This is a genomic window from Nonomuraea sp. NPDC050153 (genome assembly GCF_044460125.1).
Lineage (GTDB): Bacteria > Actinomycetota > Actinomycetes > Streptosporangiales > Streptosporangiaceae > Nonomuraea.
In genome coordinates this window covers 16860-33540 of record NZ_JBITJQ010000041.1, presented here as the reverse complement: position 1 = coordinate 33540, position 16681 = coordinate 16860, and the positions used below count along the sequence as shown (strand labels likewise).

The 16681-nt window shown below is 68.9% G+C and carries 12 protein-coding genes; 7 read left to right on the top strand and 5 right to left on the bottom strand.

Going from position 1 to position 16681, the window contains the following annotated elements; translation table 11 throughout:
* The first annotated feature begins 19 nt into the window (after positions 1 to 19).
* The 6 genes from mtrA (at position 20) to ACIBQ1_RS53360 (ending at position 7240) form a co-directional block, all read left to right on the top strand.
* On the top strand, positions 20 to 697 hold the full coding sequence (mtrA, locus tag ACIBQ1_RS53385) for an MtrAB system response regulator MtrA (protein WP_043620615.1): 678 nt from the start codon (positions 20 to 22) through the stop codon (positions 695 to 697).
* A gap of 18 nt (positions 698 to 715) precedes the next feature.
* Complete coding sequence (gene mtrB / locus ACIBQ1_RS53380; protein ID WP_397290249.1) at positions 716 to 2440, top strand: MtrAB system histidine kinase MtrB; 1725 nt, start codon at positions 716 to 718, stop codon at positions 2438 to 2440.
* Entirely contained in the window at positions 2427 to 4172 is a 1746-nt protein-coding gene (locus tag ACIBQ1_RS53375) for an LpqB family beta-propeller domain-containing protein (RefSeq protein WP_397290247.1), read from the top strand. Before mtrB ends, ACIBQ1_RS53375 begins: the two co-directional genes overlap by 14 nt.
* 227 nt (positions 4173 to 4399) lie before the next feature.
* Positions 4400 to 5083 carry a ComF family protein gene (locus tag ACIBQ1_RS53370; protein WP_397290245.1) on the top strand — a complete coding sequence of 228 codons (684 nt, stop codon included), beginning with the start codon at positions 4400 to 4402 and terminating at the stop codon, positions 5081 to 5083.
* Positions 5084 to 5712: 629 nt separating this feature from the next.
* On the top strand, positions 5713 to 6369 hold the full coding sequence (gene hpf / locus ACIBQ1_RS53365; protein WP_397290243.1) for a ribosome hibernation-promoting factor, HPF/YfiA family: 657 nt from the start codon (positions 5713 to 5715) through the stop codon (positions 6367 to 6369).
* 172 nt (positions 6370 to 6541) lie between these two features.
* Complete coding sequence (locus tag ACIBQ1_RS53360) at positions 6542 to 7240, top strand: response regulator (protein ID WP_397290241.1); 699 nt, start codon at positions 6542 to 6544, stop codon at positions 7238 to 7240.
* A 593-nt stretch (positions 7241 to 7833) separates the two neighbouring features.
* Here ACIBQ1_RS53360 and ACIBQ1_RS53355 read toward each other — a convergent pair.
* Both ACIBQ1_RS53355 and ACIBQ1_RS53350 read right to left on the bottom strand, forming a co-directional pair.
* On the bottom strand, positions 7834 to 9024 hold the full coding sequence (locus ACIBQ1_RS53355; RefSeq protein WP_397290239.1) for a winged helix-turn-helix domain-containing protein: 1191 nt from the start codon (positions 9022 to 9024) through the stop codon (positions 7834 to 7836).
* A gap of 938 nt (positions 9025 to 9962) precedes the next feature.
* The gene (locus tag ACIBQ1_RS53350) at positions 9963 to 10223 is read right to left on the bottom strand and encodes an HGxxPAAW family protein (protein ID WP_355371066.1); all 261 of its coding nucleotides are present in this window, start codon (positions 10221 to 10223) and stop codon (positions 9963 to 9965) included.
* Between the two features lie 223 nt (positions 10224 to 10446).
* Here ACIBQ1_RS53350 and secA point away from each other — a divergent pair, with 223 nt between their 5' ends.
* Positions 10447 to 13236, top strand: coding sequence for a preprotein translocase subunit SecA (secA, locus tag ACIBQ1_RS53345; protein WP_397290237.1), 2790 nt, complete (start codon positions 10447 to 10449; stop codon positions 13234 to 13236).
* A gap of 66 nt (positions 13237 to 13302) precedes the next feature.
* On the opposite strand, the gene ACIBQ1_RS53340 is transcribed toward secA, so the two are convergent.
* From ACIBQ1_RS53340 to ACIBQ1_RS53330, 3 genes are all read right to left on the bottom strand, one after another.
* Positions 13303 to 13755 carry an Rv3235 family protein gene (locus tag ACIBQ1_RS53340; protein ID WP_397290235.1) on the bottom strand — a complete coding sequence of 151 codons (453 nt, stop codon included), beginning with the start codon at positions 13753 to 13755 and terminating at the stop codon, positions 13303 to 13305.
* A 796-nt stretch (positions 13756 to 14551) separates the two neighbouring features.
* On the bottom strand, positions 14552 to 15865 hold the full coding sequence (locus ACIBQ1_RS53335) for a PTS transporter subunit EIIC (protein ID WP_397290233.1): 1314 nt from the start codon (positions 15863 to 15865) through the stop codon (positions 14552 to 14554).
* A gap of 28 nt (positions 15866 to 15893) precedes the next feature.
* Positions 15894 to 16634 (bottom strand): GntR family transcriptional regulator, encoded by a 741-nt coding sequence (locus ACIBQ1_RS53330; RefSeq protein ID WP_192790230.1) that lies wholly within the window; start codon positions 16632 to 16634, stop codon positions 15894 to 15896.
* Positions 16635 to 16681 lie beyond the last annotated feature (47 nt).

Genomic DNA, 16681 nt, shown 5'->3' with positions numbered 1-16681 from the left:
GTAGAACGAATGAGGGGCCATGAAAGGTCGCGTGCTGGTCGTCGATGACGACGCCGCTCTCGCCGAGATGCTTGGGATCGTCCTGCGAGGGGAAGGCTTCGAGCCGTCTTTTGTCTCCGACGGCGACAAGGCCCTCGATGCGTTCCGGGACACACGCCCGGATCTGGTTCTGCTCGACCTGATGCTGCCGGGGGCCGATGGCATCGACGTCGCACGCAGGATCAGGGCTGAGTCGGGGGTTCCGATCGTGATGCTCACGGCCAAGAGCGACACGATCGACGTCGTTCTCGGGCTGGAGTCCGGGGCCGACGACTACATCGTCAAGCCGTTCAAGCCGAAGGAGCTCGTGGCCCGGGTGCGCGCGCGGCTTCGCCGCACCGACGAGCCGACCCCCGAGATCCTCCAGATCGGCGACATCACCATCGACGTGGCGGGGCATTCGGTCAAGCGGGGCGAGGAGACGATCAACCTCACGCCGCTGGAGTTCGACCTGCTGGTCGCGCTGGCCCGCAAGCCGCGCCAGGTGTTCACCCGCGAGGTCCTGCTGGAGCAGGTCTGGGGCTACCGCCACGCCGCCGACACGCGGCTGGTCAACGTGCACGTGCAGCGGCTCAGGGCCAAGATCGAGAAGGACCCCGAGCACCCCGAGATCGTGGTGACGGTCCGCGGCGTCGGCTACAAAGCCGGCCCCGCCTAGCCCGCGCCTCGTCCTGACGTGCCCCCGGCGAAGAAGAAACGCTTCCGCCGACGGACATTCCGCCAGATTCTCGGCGGCGTTCGCCGGCGGGTGCGCCGTGCGGCAGGCAGGACACGGAGCGTGTGGAGGCGGTCGCTCCAGCTCCAGGTGGTCACCAGCACGCTGGTGATCTCCGTGATCGTGGTGGTCGTGCTGGGCACGTTCCTGTCCGAGCAGATCAACCGGTCGGTCGTGCAGAGCAGCCAGCGCTCCTCCGCCAGCGAGGCGTTCGCCGACCGCCTCCAGATCGCCGACGCCCTGGCGCCCGAGGCCGACGACCCGGCCAAGCCCGCCGACGGCGGCAAGAAGGGCTCGGCCAGCCCGCTCGACGACGTCATGGACATCGTCACCGGATCGGGCGAGAACGGCTCCAAGAAGCGCTACGACGTGCTGATCCTCAACGAGACGACCCCGGGCCAGTCGCGGGCGTCCGGGGGTGTCGTCCCGTCGAACGTGCCGGAGAGCCTGCGGCACAACGTGCAGAAGAAGACCGTCGGGTCCATCGAGAAGATCAAGTTCGTCGGCGAGAGCCAGCCCAGGCTCACGTACGTGGTCGGCGGCACCGTGCACGTGCCCTCCACCGGGCAGAGCTACGAGGTCTACCACTTCTTCCCGTTCACGGACGAGGAGGAGCTGCTGTCCAACGTCCGGCTGGCCATCGTCGTGGTCGGCCTCGGGCTCGTGCTGCTGCTGGCCGCCATCGCGTACCTGGTCGCCCGCCAGGTCGTCACCCCGGTGCGGCTGGCGCGCCAGGCCGCCGAGCGCCTGGCCGCCGGCAAGCTGGACGAACGGCTCAAGGTGCGCGGCGAGGACGACCTGGCCCGCCTGGCGAACTCGTTCAACGAGATGGCCGCGAACCTGACGCTGAAGATCCACCAGCTGGAGGAGCTCTCGCAGGTCCAGCGGCAGTTCGTCTCCGACGTCTCCCACGAGCTGCGCACCCCGCTGACGACCGTGCGCATGGCCGCCGACCTGCTCTACGACGCCCGCGAGGACTTCGACCCGATGGCCGCCCGCTCGGCGGAGCTCATGCAGGCCCAGCTCGAACGGTTCGAGTCGATGCTGGCCGACCTGCTGGAGATCAGCCGCTACGACGCCGGCGCCGCCACGCTCGACCTCGACTCCGTGGACGTGCGCGACGTGGTGCTGCGGGCCATCGCCGACTCCGAGGCGCTGGCCGAGCGGCACACGACCCGCTTCGAGCTCCGGCTGCCCAACGAGCCGTGCATGGCCGAGATCGACAACCGCAGGGTCGAGCGGATCCTGCGCAACCTGCTGTTCAACGCCATCGAGCACGGCGAGGGCAGGGACATCGTGGTCACCGTCGGCGCCGACCGCGACGCGGTCGCGGTCGCCGTGCGCGACCACGGGATCGGGCTGAAGGGCGGGGAGGACACGATGGTGTTCGACCGGTTCTGGCGGGCCGACCCGTCGCGGGCGCGCACGATCGGCGGCACCGGGCTCGGGTTGGCGATCTCCCGCGAGGACGCCACGCTGCACGGCGGCTGGCTGCAGGCATGGGGACAGCCGGGGGAGGGCTCGCAGTTCAGGCTGACGCTGCCGAGGTCGGCCGGCGCCGATCTGAAGGGCTCCCCGCTGTCGCTGGTGCCGCCGGAGATCGAGATGCGACGTACGTGGCGAACGTCCATGACGCCGGTGCTGCTGCCGGCCTCGGCGGACGGGGCCGGCCATGACGAGGACTAGGCGGCGCGAGAGGGCCTGGCGGCTCGGCGCGCTGATCGCGATCGTGGTCGCCGTGGCCTGCGCGGGCACCGGCTGCACCGTGATCCCCGTGACCGGGCCCCTCACCGTCAACGAGGCCGGCAGCGGCGACCCGCTGAGCAAGCCGTTCCACCGCATGATCGCCCTTCCGCCCGACAAGACCTGGAACGAGGAGCAGACGATCAGGGGTCTGCAGGCGGCCATGGCCGCCTACGCCGACGACCCGACCGTCCTGCCCCAGTACCTGACCCCGGAGGCGCGGGCGAAGTGGAACGCCTCGGGTCCGGTGACGGTGGTCGACGACGCGTTCGAGGTCGTTCCTCCCCCGCAGAGTGACGACCTGGGGCCGGTGGAGAAGGTCATGCTCAAGGGCCGGTGGGTGGCGCGCATCAACGAGGACGACTCGTACGCCCCCACCGAGGGTCAGTGGGACGACTACACCGTCGAGCTCGTGAAGTCCCAGGGAGGCGGCTACCTCGTCAGGAGCCTGCCCAACGGGCTGCTGCTCACCAACTCCGACGTGGCCCGCGCGTACCGGCCCACGAACCTCTACTACGTGAACGGCAACAGCCCGAACACGCTGGTCGTGGACCGCGTACGCCTGCGGCTGAAGCCGACGGAGACGTACGCGCAGACCATCCTGGAGCGGCTGCTCAAGAGCCCCACCGCGGCCCTGCAGGGGGCGGTGACGACGAGCTTCCCGTCCGGCACCAAGGTCCAGTCGATCAGGTCCGGCGAGGACCGCGTGGTGATCAACCTCTCCGGTCCCCTCGACCCCCTGGACCTGAGCGCCGAGGACTCCCTGCGGGCGCAGATCAGGTACAGCCTCAACAAGAACGAGATCGCCAAGGGCCGCGTCATCGAGATCCAGGTGGACGGCGAGTCCTACTCCGTCGACCGGCCCGACTCCGACGACGACTGGCTGGACGCCACCAGCGACACCGCGTACTACATCAGCGAGGGCGCCGTCCACTACATGAGCAAGGACGGTCCCGCGGGCTCCGTGCCGGGCCCGGCGGGGGAGGAGCGCGAGGGCTTCCACGACTTCGCCCTCTCCAAGGACGGCGGGTATGTCGCCGCCAGGACCTCGACCGGCATCTCGGTCGCGGCGGTGACGCAGTCGGGGCGCTGGCAGGAGGTCATGCAGGGCGAGCTGACCGCGCCGACGTGGCACCGGGACGGGTCCCTGTGGACCTACGACCGGACGAACGCCGCCCTGCTCCGGTACGACCCGATGAGCGGGAAGGGACCCCAGCGGATCTCCTCGCCCAAGCTGACCGGGCTGGACGTCACCCGGCTCAGGATCGCCAGGGACGGGGTGCGGGTGGCGATCACCACCGGGCAGAACACGGTCCAGATCGGCGCGCTCACGGGCGGGGCGGCGGGGATCATGCTGGGGAACGTCCATGCCCTGACCACCATCGAGGGCGGCACCAGCATCATCGACGTGGCCTGGGGGGATGACGAGCATCTGCTGGTGCTGGTGAAGAGCAAGGCGGGGCAGGTGCTCAACGAGATCAACGTGGGGGACGGCGAGGTCGAGGGGGTGCCCTTGAAGGAGCCGCTCGTGTCGGTGGCGGCGGTGAACGACCGCGTGCTGGCCGAGGCGAAGACGGACAAGAGCAACCAGATCATGGAGCTCAGCCAGGACCGGCAGTCCTGGACCACCAAGATCGAATCCGGCGCCAACACCCCGCTCTTCCCCCTGGGCTGACCACCGGCGGTTGCCCGGGCCGGCCCACCGGGAGGCGACCGCGGGCGGGAACCGTCGGTCGCGGGCGGGCGGCGACCTTGAGCGGAACCGTCGGCCGGGGGCGGGCGGCGGCCGCAGGTGGAATCGTCGGTCGGTCGGTCGGTCGGGCGCGGGCGGGTGGCGGGCGCGGGTGCAACCGTCGGTCGCCGGCGCGGAAATTGTCGGTCGCGGGCGGCATTCTGGCACGCGTGCTGACCGCCGTGCTCGACCTCGTCCTCCCGCAGTCCTGCGCCGGGTGCGGCGCCGAAGGCGGGCGGTGGTGCGCGGGCTGTCATGCCGAGCTCGTGGGCGCGCCCGCCAGGCGGTTGCCCGAGCCCGTGCCGGGCGGCCTGCCCGACTGCTGGTCCGCGGCGCCGTACGAGGGCGCGGTGCGCAGAGCTGTCGTGGCGTACAAGGAGCGGGGCGCGGTGGCGCTGGCAGGGGTGCTGGCGGAGGCCGTGGCGTTCACCGTCGTGACGGCGGCGAACGGCGCGAAGGCACCCTGGGCCGGCGGGCGGTTCGCGGTGGTGCCGGTGCCGAGCGCGCGGCGCACGCGCCGGCACCGGGGCCACGACCCGGTCGGGCGGCTGGCGGTGCTGGCCGCGGGGCAGCTGCGGGCGTGGGGCATGCGGGCCGTCACCTGGCCGGCGCTGGGCCAGGTGCGGCGGGTGGCCGATCAGGCGGGGCTGAGTTCCGCCGAGAGGAGCTCCAACCTCGCGGGGTCACTCCAGGTGCGGCGGGCCGCGAAAGGCCCTCCAGCGGCCTGTGTGGTGCTCCTGGACGACATCGTCACGACCGGGGCCACCCTGGTGGAGGCCGCCAGGGCGCTGAGCTCGGCAGGGGTCGAGGTGCCGCTGGCCGCGACCGTGGCCGCGACACGCCGAAGATCTTGAAAAGGATTACGGTTACGGTGCGTAAAGAAAGATCCAAATCGCTATCCTCACCTGGAGGCCACATGTCACTTCCCCCAAGGTGGCGGTGGGGCTGCTCAGTGGACGGGAGCCCCACACTCATAAGGGTTGCCGATCGGTTAAATGGGGCATTTGGGAGGCCATGAGAACCTCGGGAAAATCACGGTACGTGATCCTTTGGCCGATCCTCCGGCTGACATTCGCCCAGGATGCGGATAGCGTTCTGACATGGCACCCGTTCGGGTCCGTGGTTGCGCAGAGTCGGGGTCCCCGGCTCTGCTAGCCGATGCCAGCCGCAGGCAAAACGGTCCACGTAAGGCGACTCTTTGTCGACCGATCACGGTGCGGCTTAGGGGTAAGTCCTGCCTTCCCGAGGGTCCAGATGTCCCTCGCCAGAAGAGAAGGGCAGTAGTGGCAACAGAGCTGCGAAACCCTCAGCAGGCGGATGTGGGGTCGAAGACCAGGTCGGCCGGGCGGGTGCCAACCGAGTTCCCCGGTGACGCAGAGTCGGAAGAGGGTAACGGTGACAGAAAGGCAGACAGAAGACCTCGTCCGGCAAGCACGTCGTCGGGCGCTCGTGCTCAGTCGCTAGACCGAAGGGGGGCTGTTGCATGGACATCATCGTCAAGGGCCGGCACACCGGAGTGAGTGATCGGTTCCGTGACCAAGTGACGACCAAGCTGGCCAGGATCGAACGTCTGGACAACAAACTCATCCGAGTCGACGTGGAGGTGTCGAAAGAACGCAATCCACGCCTCGCCGACCAGCGCGAGCGCGTCGAGCTCACCATTCACTCTCGAGGACCGGCCATCCGCGCCGAAGCCTCGGCCGACGACCGATTCGCAGCCCTCGACATGGCCCTCGACAAGCTGGAAGGCCGCCTCAGGCGGCTGGCCGACCGGCGCAAGGTTCACCACGGCAACCACTGCCCGCCCTCTGTGGCGGAGATCACCGCGACGCTCCCCGACGTCGCCGACCTGACCCCGCGGGCGGCCACCGTCCCCAGCGAGGCCGACGAGGACGAGCAGGTCCGGCGCGACCAGCGCTACGACGACATCGTCCCGATCGAGATGGACGGCGAAGGGCCGCTCATCGTTCGAGAGAAGTTCCACAAAGCGGAACCCATGACCATCGACCAGGCCCTCCTCGAGATGGAGCTGGTCGGGCACGACTTCTACCTGTTCCGTGACAAGGAGAGCGGCCAGCCGTGCGTCGTCTACAACAGACGCGGCTACAACTACGGCGTGTTGCGGCTCGTAGAGCCATGATCGCGCGCTAAAAGATCTTCTCGACCACCCGAGAACCGCGGTACCCGTGCCATCATTGCGGTTCAACGGCTCTGGCCCCCCGACGAGGAGGAGACGTGAGCGAGCTCAGTCAGGTTCAGATGAGCGAGCGAAGCGAGGCAAAGGCTGTCGCGAGGCGGATCAAGGAGGCCTCGTGACCGAGTCCGGCGAGGTCCGCACGTCGGCGAGCGAGCCGATCCGCGTGTTGATCGTTGACGATCACGAGCTGATCCGGCGAAGCCTGGCTCTCGCGCTGGCCGCTGAGCCCGACATCGAGGTGGTCGGCGAAGCGAGCGACGGGCAGGAGGCGGTCGAATTGGCGAACCGCCTCATGCCCGACATCGCGCTCATGGACGTGCGCATGCCGCGGCAGGACGGGATCGAGGCCACGAAGGGCATCAAGGCCTCGGTCCCGAGCACCCGCATCATCATGCTGACGGTGAGCGACGAGGAGGAAGACCTCTTCGAAGCCATCAAGGCGGGCGCCACCGGCTATCTGCTCAAGGACGTCCAGATCAACGACGTGCCGGCCGCGGTGCGCGGCGTGCACGGGGGCCAGTCCTTAATCAACCCGGCGATGGCCGCCAAGCTCATCAGCGAGTTCCAGAGCATGAGCCGCAAGGAGTCCGAGCGCCCTCCCCAGCTCCCCGTCCCCCGCCTGACCGATCGCGAGATGGAGGTCCTGCGGCTGGTGGCCAAGGGGATGAACAACCGCGAGATCGCCAAGCAACTGTTCATCTCCGAGAACACCGTGAAGAACCACGTCCGCAACATCCTCGACAAGCTGCAGTTGCACTCGAGGATGGAGGCCGTGGTGTACGCGGTACGGGAGCGCATGCTGGAAATCACCTAGCCCCGGCCCACACCGGCCAGGCCGCGCCACCTCAGGGCTACCCGAGCTTCGGCGGCCAGGCCATGCCACCCCCAGAGCTTCCCGAGCTTCGGCGGCCAGGCCACGCCGGGCACACCGCCCGCCCCAGGGCATCCACTGCCTGGACGGCCGGGGGCGCAGCCGGTCACCGCTGCCCGCCCACCTGACACCGTCGTGCCGGCGCCTCCACCAGACGGCGGCGGGGCTGGGCGTTCACCGGAGGGCCGTCGGGGTGTTGCCTGAGGCCCATTGGGCGACGCGTGAAGGTTTCGTCACAGGGCATCAAGCGGCGCCTGGAAGGGGCATCGGGTGGCGCCTGGAGAGGCGCGCACCGGAGAATCACCCGGCAATGCCTGGAGAGGCATGCATCGGACGGAGGTCACCGAGCGGTGCCTGGAGGGGTGCGCATCGGAGGATCGTCGGGCCGGTCCCTGGAGACGGCATGCATCGGAAGATCGTCGGGCGGTGCCTGAGGGGTTCAGCAGACAGGGCGTCCGGCAACATCGAGCGGCATCGGGGAGCGACGAGCGGCGTCTGGCTGCAGGCGGGCTCCGCCCCAGGCTTATCGGAGATGATCACCGGGCCGTACTCAGCATGGTGGCGAGCTCGGGCGGATCGGTCCGTTCGACGCGTACTGCGTCGCAGCCCACCCATTCCGCCGCCGACCACACGGCGTCCGCCAGGGCGTCGGCCCACCTGGCGGGCGACAGGCCCGGCTCCAGGTGGAGCTGCCGGATCACCAGCGTGCTGCCCTCGCGGGCCGGGTCGACGCGGCCGATCAGCCGGCCGCCCGCCAGCACGGGCATCGTGAAGTAGCCGTGGACCCGCTTGTGCTTGGGGACGTACAGCTCGAGCGTGTACTGGAAGCCGAAGACGCGCTCGGTGCGGCCGCGGTGCCAGATGAGGGAGTCGAACGGCGACAGCAGCGTCGTGCGGTGACGCCCGCGCGGCTCGGACGCCAGCGCCACCGGGTCCGCCCAGGCGTTGGGGGAGCCCATCTTGCCCGGCCAGCCCGCGACCGTCACCGGCACCAGACCGGCCGCGCCGCTGCGCAGGACCTCGTCGAGCATGGTGGCGTACTCGCCCTTGAGGCGGAGGAAGTCGATCAGGTCGGTCCTGTTGGCCACGCCCAGAGACCGGCCCGCCACGGCGGCCAGGCGTACGACGCACTCCTCGTCGGAGAGGTCATCGGCCAGGAAGTCGGCGGGGACCACGCGCTCGGCCAGGTCGTAGACGCGCCGCCAGCCGACGCGGCGGGTGCAGACCAGCTCGCCGATGTCGAGCAGCCACTCCAGGCCGATCTTGGAGTCGGACCAGTCCCACCACGGGCCGCCGTTCTTGGCGCCGCCGACGTCCGAGGTCGTCAGCGGGCCCTGCTCACGAACCTGCTCGAGCAGCTTGTCCACCCCGTCGGGCACCTCGTGCCAGCGGTAGCGCCGCTTACGGTAGGCCCGGCGCCGGAACGAGTAGAGCGGCCAGTGCTCGATGGGCAGGATGCAGGCGGCGTGACACCAGTACTCGAAGCTCTGGGCGGGGTTGTGCCAGTAGGCCCGCTCGATGCTGGGCCTGCCCACCGCGCCCAGGCGGGCGTAGGCGACCAACTCGTGGGAACGGGCGAGGACCGAGATCGTGTCGAGCTGCACGGCGCCCAGCCTGCGCAGCATCGCATGCGCCCCACCCTTGCGCGCGTCGGCGCCGATCAAGCCCTGGGAGCGGAGGATGATCCGGCGCGCCTCATCGGGGGTCAGGTCGGTGGTGCCGGTCATGTCTGCGTTTGCGTACGGCGATGCATGCGAGCAATCTAGCGACGCCCACCGACAAAACCCGCCCGCACCCAACCCGCCGCCCACGCCCGCCGCCCTGGCGCCCGCATCGCTCACGCCCAGCCCGCAGCCCGCCCCCGGCCGCTCCCCTCGACCCTGGCACCAGCACCGCCCGCGCCGGCCCGCCGTCCGCACTCGGCCCGCACCTGGTCCGTACCCTGCCCCGGCATCAGCTCGCCCGCGCGCACCCGTCGCCCGCAGTTGTCCCTCCACACTGGCGGATCTCCCCGGCCCTGTGGATAACACGCCCGCATCCACAGAACCCCATTCGGCCACCTACCATCGGGGCCCGCCGTAGCACCCTGGGCGCCATGCATCGCCCACACCCCATCACCCCCTGACCACGCCCAGCGGTCGTCCGACCCCCCGGCGTCTGTGTCCGGCCCCTCGGGTCAGCGTCCGACCCTCGGGCGTCTGTGTCCGGCCCCTCGCGTCAGCGTCCGACCCCGGCGCTGGGGGCGGTCATGCGCGTGGTTCAGGGGCAGGGGCGCTCGGCGGCATGTGGCCGAGGTCTGTCCGGCGACCGCGTAACCCCCCGGGACTGCCGTAACCCCCCGGGACTGCCGTAACCCCCCGGGACTGCCCGTCACCCCCCGGTCGGCCAGGTCGAGGTCCGTCCGACGGGCGCGTGATCCGGGGGTCGCCCGTCATCCCCTGACCGGCCAGGGTGCCGGGGTGAGGTTCGTCCGGCGCGGGCGTGACCCAGGGGGTTCATCCTCGCTCGACACGCGCAGCGGGCTCGGCATTACGGGGATTGTGCTCGTCTATTACGAATGCCACGTTCGCCATCGTCGAGACGCTCGGCGTACGGCGTGAAGAGCGCGGGAGATGGGAGCCGGCGGGCCACCCGTGGGGTGGGCGCCCGCCCGGTGAAGCCTGCGTCAGCGGTGATCTTCGGCGTGCATGCCCACACGGGGCGCGTCGATCACGACATCGGTGAAGATATCGAAGACGAGGGCCAGGACGCCGCCCACGACGAACACGCCGGCGCCGACCCAGACGAGCGTCCAGTTGGCGGCCGTGAGGCCGAAGCCGGCCACCACCGTGCCCACGAGCATCACCGTCACCGCCAGCCACGACGACGCCCGCCCGGCGTGGCTGCCGAGTTCCTCCGAATGCCCCGACTTCTTCCCCTCAACCATGACTAATCCTTCCTTTGCCGGTTATCGCGCTTAATGGTGCGAGCCGGCTCTCAACCGGCATACCCTCTGCCTTGACCCATTCTCCCAGACGAGTGTGGCGCCCTCATCATCACGGTGGCTGTGTCAGGTTGCGGAACCGCCTACGATGGCAACGGGGAAGTTTGTCTCGGCCTCTCCTCCTGGCGGCGCCGCCGGGGTAGACCTGCGAGGAGCTTTACATAAAGTGGCAGCCATTCTCGACAAGATCCTACGTGCCGGCGAAGGCAAGATCCTGCGCAAGCTCAAGCGGATCGCAGACCAGGTCAACTCCATCGAGGACGACTTCACGAGCCTGTCCGACGCGGAGTTGCGTGCGCTGACGGATGAGTTCAAGCAGCGCCATGCAGACGGTGAATCGCTCGACGATCTGCTTCCCGAGGCGTTCGCGACCGTGCGCGAGGCGGCCCGCCGCGTGCTCGGCCAGCGACCCTACGACGTGCAGATCATGGGCGGCGCCAATCTCCATATGGGCAACATCTCGGAGATGAAGACCGGTGAGGGCAAGACCCTGACCTGTACGCTGCCGGCGTATCTCAATGCGATCTCCGGCAAGGGCGTCCACGTCATCACGGTCAACGACTACCTGGCCAAGCGTGACGCGGACAACATGGGGCGCATCCACCGCTTCCTGGGTCTCCAGGTCGGCTGCATCGTCGCAGGCCAGCAGCCCGACGAACGCCGCAAGCAGTACGAGGCCGACATCACGTACGGCACCAACAACGAGTTCGGCTTCGACTACCTGCGCGACAACATGGCGTGGTCGCTCGAGGAGTGCGCGCAGCGCGGCCACAACTTCGCGATCGTCGACGAGGTCGACTCCATCCTGATCGACGAGGCCCGTACGCCGCTGATCATCTCCGGCCCCGGCGAGCAGTCGGGCAAGTGGTACACCGAGTTCGCCAAGATCGTGCCCCGCCTGCGCAGGGGCGTCGAGGCGAAGAACCCGGGCGAGGAGAGCACCGGCGACTACATCGTCGACGAGAAGAAGCGCACGGTCGGCATCCTGGAGGCCGGTGTCGAGAAGGTCGAGGACTGGCTCGGCATCGACAACCTCTACAAGCCCGAGCACACCCACCTCGTCGGCTTCCTGAACAACGCGCTCAAGGCCAAGGAGCTGTTCAAGAAGGACAAGGACTACATCGTCGCCGACGGCGAGGTCCTGATCGTCGATGAGTTCACCGGCCGCATCCTGCACGGCCGCCGCTACAACGAGGGCATGCACCAGGCCATCGAGGCCAAGGAGAGCGTGAAGATCAAGGACGAGAACCAGACTCTCGCCACGGTCACCCTGCAGAACTACTTCCGCCTCTACTCCAAGCTGAGCGGAATGACCGGTACGGCCGCCACCGAGGCCAACGAGTTCCACCAGACGTACAAGCTGGGTGTCGTCCCGATCCCGACCAACCGGCCGATGGTCCGCAAGGACCAGGCGGACGTGGTCTACAAGACCGAGGACGCCAAGTTCGACGCGGTGGTCCAGGACATCAAGGAGCGCTACGAGGCCGGGCAGCCGGTGCTCGTCGGCACCACCTCGGTGGAGAAGTCCGAGCGGCTGTCCAAGGCGCTCAAGCGCCGCGGCGTGCAGCACGAGGTGCTCAACGCGAAGAACCACGCGCGTGAGGCGTCGATCATCGCCGAGGCCGGGCGCAAGGGCGCGGTCACCGTCGCCACCAACATGGCCGGTCGAGGCACCGACATCATGCTCGGCGGCAACTCCGAGTTCCGCGCCGACCTCGAGCTGCGCCAGCGCGGCCTCGACCCGGTCGAGACGCCGGAGGAGTTCGAGAAGGCCTACCCCGAGGCGCTGGAGAAGGCGAGGGCGGCGGTCAAGGCCGAGCACGACGAGGTCACCTCGCTCGGCGGCCTCTACGTCCTCGGCACCGAGCGCCACGAGTCGCGCCGCATCGACAACCAGCTCCGCGGCCGCTCCGGCCGTCAGGGCGACCCTGGTGAGTCCCGGTTCTACCTGTCGCTCGGCGACGACCTCATGCGCCTGTTCAACTCGGCCAGGGTCGAAATGATCATGACCAGGCTGCAGATCCCCGACGACCAGCCGATCGAGTCGGGCATCGTCTCCAAGGCCATCGCCTCCGCCCAGCACCAGGTCGAACAGCAGAACTTCGAGATCCGCAAGGAAGTTCTGAAGTACGACGAGGTCATGGACCGCCAGCGCAAGGTCATCTACGCCGAGCGCCACCGCGTGCTTGAGGGCGCCGACCTGCACGAGCAGGTGCGCGGTTTCATCGGCGAGGTGATCGAGGGCTACGTGCAGGGCGCCACTTCCGAGGGCTTCGCGGAGGAGTGGGACCTCGACAAGCTGTGGAAGGCGTTCGGGGAGCTCTACCCGGTCTCGGTCAGGATCGAGGACCTCGTCGAGGAGGCCGGCAGCCGCGAAGAGCTGTCCGCCGAGCTCATCTCCGAGAAGGTCAAGGCCGACGCGCTCGAGGCGTACGCCAGGCGCGAGGAGGAGTTCGGCCCCGAGACCACGCGCGACCTGGAGCGCCGCGTGATCCTCTCGGTCCTCGACCGCAAGTGGCGCGAGCACCTGTACGAGATGGACTACCTGCGCGAGGGCATCGGCATGCGGGCCTACGCGCAGAAGGACCCCAAGATCGAGTACGCCCGCGAGGGCTTCGAGATGTTCGCCGCGATGCTCGAAGGCATCAAGGAGGACTCGGTCGGGTTCCTGTTCAACCTTGAGGTCGAGGTGCAGGAGAACCCGATCGTCGAGGAGGAGGACGCGGTCCTCGCGGAGACCCGCTCGATCATCGCGCGTGGGCTGCGCGGGCCTGATCGCCCGGCCGAGCTCGAGTACTCGGCGCCCGGCGAGCAGGGCGAGGTCGAGCACACCCGCGTCCGCACCACTTCGGCGGAGCGCGCCGCCTACGGAAACGTGGAGCGCAACGCGCCCTGCCCGTGCGGGTCGGGCAAGAAGTACAAGCGCTGCCACGGCGATCCCAAGAACGCGGCCTGACGCTTTCTGAGACCCCCACCTCTCGGTGGGGGTCTCTTTTTTCTGCTGCTTTTTCTCTACGCTTTTCTACGCTGTTTCGAAGTCTGTGCAGAGCCATTGGGTGCCTCTCCGTTCGAGGCGTATCGCCAGGACGCGATTGCGGTCGCCGCAGTGCAACAGCAGGCACATTTCCACCGCGCCCTCCCTCGGCTCCTTGACGTGCACGCTGCCGGCGAACGGCGGGCGGCTGGTGTGGATCATCTGCCCCGCCTGGACCAGCTCCCGGTAGGCGCGGGCTGTGAGCCTGTCGGCCACGGTCTCCGGCGGGCGGCGACCCGCGAGCACCTCGGCCAGCGCCTGGCCCAGATGGCGCAACTTGCGCTCATCGGGGATGGCTCCGGGCGGGCCCCATACGAGGGGATGCGGGTCGAGGGCCAGGGCGCCGTGGTTTTCCGGGGTCGCGATTTCCGGGGTGGACTGGTCTTCGTCGTACGGGGGTTCGGGGGTGGGGGTGACGCCGATGCGGGGGGTTGTTGACACGCATCCTCCAAATTCTTTGAGCGAAGAAAGAATCGCTATAAGGAGTTTTCGGTCCGGGCTAGGAATACAAATGCCGCCAACTTCTCCTGGGGGTGGATGGGTTTGTCCGCCTTTGCTGGAGAAGATTTCTGGAAGTTGGATTCCCCTGGGGTGGGGGTGGCAGGGTCTTTCGGACGCGATCTGCTGGGTTGGGGATGGCTCAAACCTTTTAGGCCATGCTAGTTATGGCTTAGTAGTCGTCCCTTAATTGCGGGCACCGCGTGGCTCGCGCCGTTTATCGGCACCGGGCTTGGCTATGGGGCATCTCGCCGACGCGGCGCTTTCGGGGTGCGGGTCGGGTGGGGTGCTTGGGGTGGCGGTGCTGCTTGTGGGTGTCGCTGGGGCCGGTGGCTTGCGTTTTGCGGAGGCGGTGGCTGGGCGCTCTGGTGGGTGCCGTGTTTGCGCCGTTGGGTGGCGCCGGGCTCGGCTGTGAGGCGTCTCGCCGACGCGGCGCTTTGAAGCGCGGGCGGGGGAGGCGCACGGGGTGGCGGTACGGCTTGTGGGCGTGGTTGGGCTGGTGGCTTGGCTGTGGGGTGTTCCGCTGAGGCAGTGCTTTGGGGGAGTGGGCGTGGCGGTGCTGTGCGTCTCGTAGAGCGGCGCGCAGGGTCACCCGTTGGGTGGTTGGGGCGTGCGGAGATCGCCCGTTGGGTGGCTGGCGCGGGTGGGGCTTACCTATGGGGTGGTCGGGGTGCGTGGGATCGCGCGTGGGGTGGCTGGGGGGGGTGAGGGTGCCCGTGGGGTGGGGGTTGGGGTGGGGTTAGGTTTCGCCTGAGTCGACGTCTGGTTCTGGTTCGCGGCCTGGGGTCATGATGTTGAGTTTGCGGATGAGGAAGGTGAAGACGGCGTAGTAGACGGCGCCGTAAATGACCCCCAATATCAGGATCCCGGGCAAATTCTCGGTATTCGACTTGCTGGCGTTCAGGAGCATGTCGAGCAGGCCGGCCGAGAAGCCGAAGCCCAGTTGGCCGCCGATCAGCGTGGTCAGGGCCATGGCCAGGCCGGTCAGGATGGCGTGGACCACCAGCAGCAGGGGGGCCACGAAGATGAAGGCGAACTCGATCGGCTCCGTGATGCCCGTGACGAACGACGCCAGGGCGGCCGACAGCATGATGCCGCCCACGGTGGCGCGGCGGTGGGGTGGGGCCGCGCGCCACATGGCGAGGGCGGCGGCGGGCAGGGCGAACATCATGATGGGGAAGAAGCCGGCCATGAACTGGCCGGAGTGCGGGGCGCCGCCGAAGTAGCAGTTCCAGTCCCCGCCGAGGACGCGGCCGCCCACGTCGCACTGCGGCACCACGTACCAGACGACGGAGTTGACGAAGTGGTGCAGGCCGAGGGGGATGAGGAGGCGGTTGATCAGGCCGTAGATGCCGGTGCCGATCGGGCCGATGGCGGCCAGGGCCTCGCCGGCGTGGCGGATCCACTCGCCGATCACCGGCCAGAGCCAGCCGAAGACCACGCCGATGAGCAGGGCCACGATGGAGGTGATGATGGGGACGAACCGGCGCCCGCCGAAGAAGGCCAGCCAGGACGGCAGCTTGATGCGGTGGAAGCGCTGCCAGAGCAGGGCGGCGATCAGGCCCATGACGATGCCGCCGAGGACCTTGGTCGGGTTCTGCATGCCGTAGTTGATGATCTCCTTGATCCCCTGGGGCTGGGCCTCTCTGATGAGGACGGTGTCCCGGATGTCGGAGCCGAAGAACATCACCTTGGTCACCCGGTCGAAGACCAGGTAGCCGACCACGGCGGCCAGGGCGGTGGAGCCGTCGGCCTTGCGGGCGAAGCCGATCGCCACGCCCACGGCGAACAGCAGCGGCAGGTTCTCGAACAGCGCCGCGCCGGCCGCGGCCAGCACGTCGGCGACCTGGTTCATCCAGGCGAACCCGGCCACGTCGGCCAGGCCGCCCGGCTCGGCGCCGTTGGAGCCGAGCATGTCGGGCTGGCCGAAGCGCAGCAGCAGGGCGGCCGCGGGCAGGGCGGCGATGGGCAGCATGAGGGAGCGGCCCAGCCGCTGGAGCACGGTCATCACGCGAGCGAACGGCGAAGGCCGGGCGGCGGTGGTCTCGTTCACCGGGCGTTCCTCCGAGCCGGGTGAGGCCTCAGCCCCGTCTTACGGGCATTTCCAGGATGGTGCGCAACTGGTAACGGTCCGCACGATACGTGGACACGCCCAACTCCGCACAGACGCCGCCGGCGAACGACCTGCGCTGCAGCAGCAGTACGGCGCCGCCGCGCGGGAGCTTCAGCAGGTCCGCGTCGCTCGGGTCGGCGATGCCGCCGTCGATGGTGAGCTCGCCGGCGTCCATGACCAGGCCGTAGCGGCTCTCCAGAAGCTCATACAGTGATTTTTCCGACAAGTCGTGGGAGCCGAGGTCGGGGGCGAGCTTGACCGGGATGTGTGCCCGTTCGATGGACAGCGGCTCACCGTCGGCGGTGCGCAGCCGCTCGATGAAGTGCACCTCCTCGCCCGGCTGGATCCCCAGCTCCTTGGCGAGGTGGGCGCTGGCCCGCACGATCCGGCGATCGAGGTCGCGCGAACCCGGGATCATGCCCCGCGCCCTCATGTCGTCGGTGAACGACGTCAGCTGCAGCGCCAGCTCGATCTTGGGCCGGGCGACGAACGTCCCCTTGCCGGGCACCCGGTGCAGGCGGCCCTCGGACACGAGGTGGTCGACCGCCTGGCGTACGGTCATCCTGGACAGGCCGAAGCGCTGGCAGAGCTCGCGCTCGGACGGGATGGCCGCCCCGATGCTGAGCTCGTCGCTGTCGATGAGGTCCAACAGGATCTCGCGGAGCTGGAAATACTTGGGCACCGGGCTGTCCGGATCGATGTGCGCCACGGATCCTCCCCTCGATCGCAGCCTTGGCTATGGGCTATGGTTCGTAC

Coding starts and splice junctions, on each gene's coding strand:
- mtrA (WP_043620615.1), top strand. CDS start 20: ATGAAAGGTCGCGTGCTGGTCGTCGATGACGACGCCGCTCTCGCCGAG.
- ACIBQ1_RS53375 (WP_397290247.1), top strand. CDS start 2,427: ATGACGAGGACTAGGCGGCGCGAGAGGGCCTGGCGGCTCGGCGCGCTG.
- hpf (WP_397290243.1), top strand. CDS start 5,713: ATGGACATCATCGTCAAGGGCCGGCACACCGGAGTGAGTGATCGGTTC.
- ACIBQ1_RS53355 (WP_397290239.1), bottom strand. CDS start 9,024: ATGACCGGCACCACCGACCTGACCCCCGATGAGGCGCGCCGGATCATC.
- ACIBQ1_RS53350 (WP_355371066.1), bottom strand. CDS start 10,223: ATGGTTGAGGGGAAGAAGTCGGGGCATTCGGAGGAACTCGGCAGCCAC.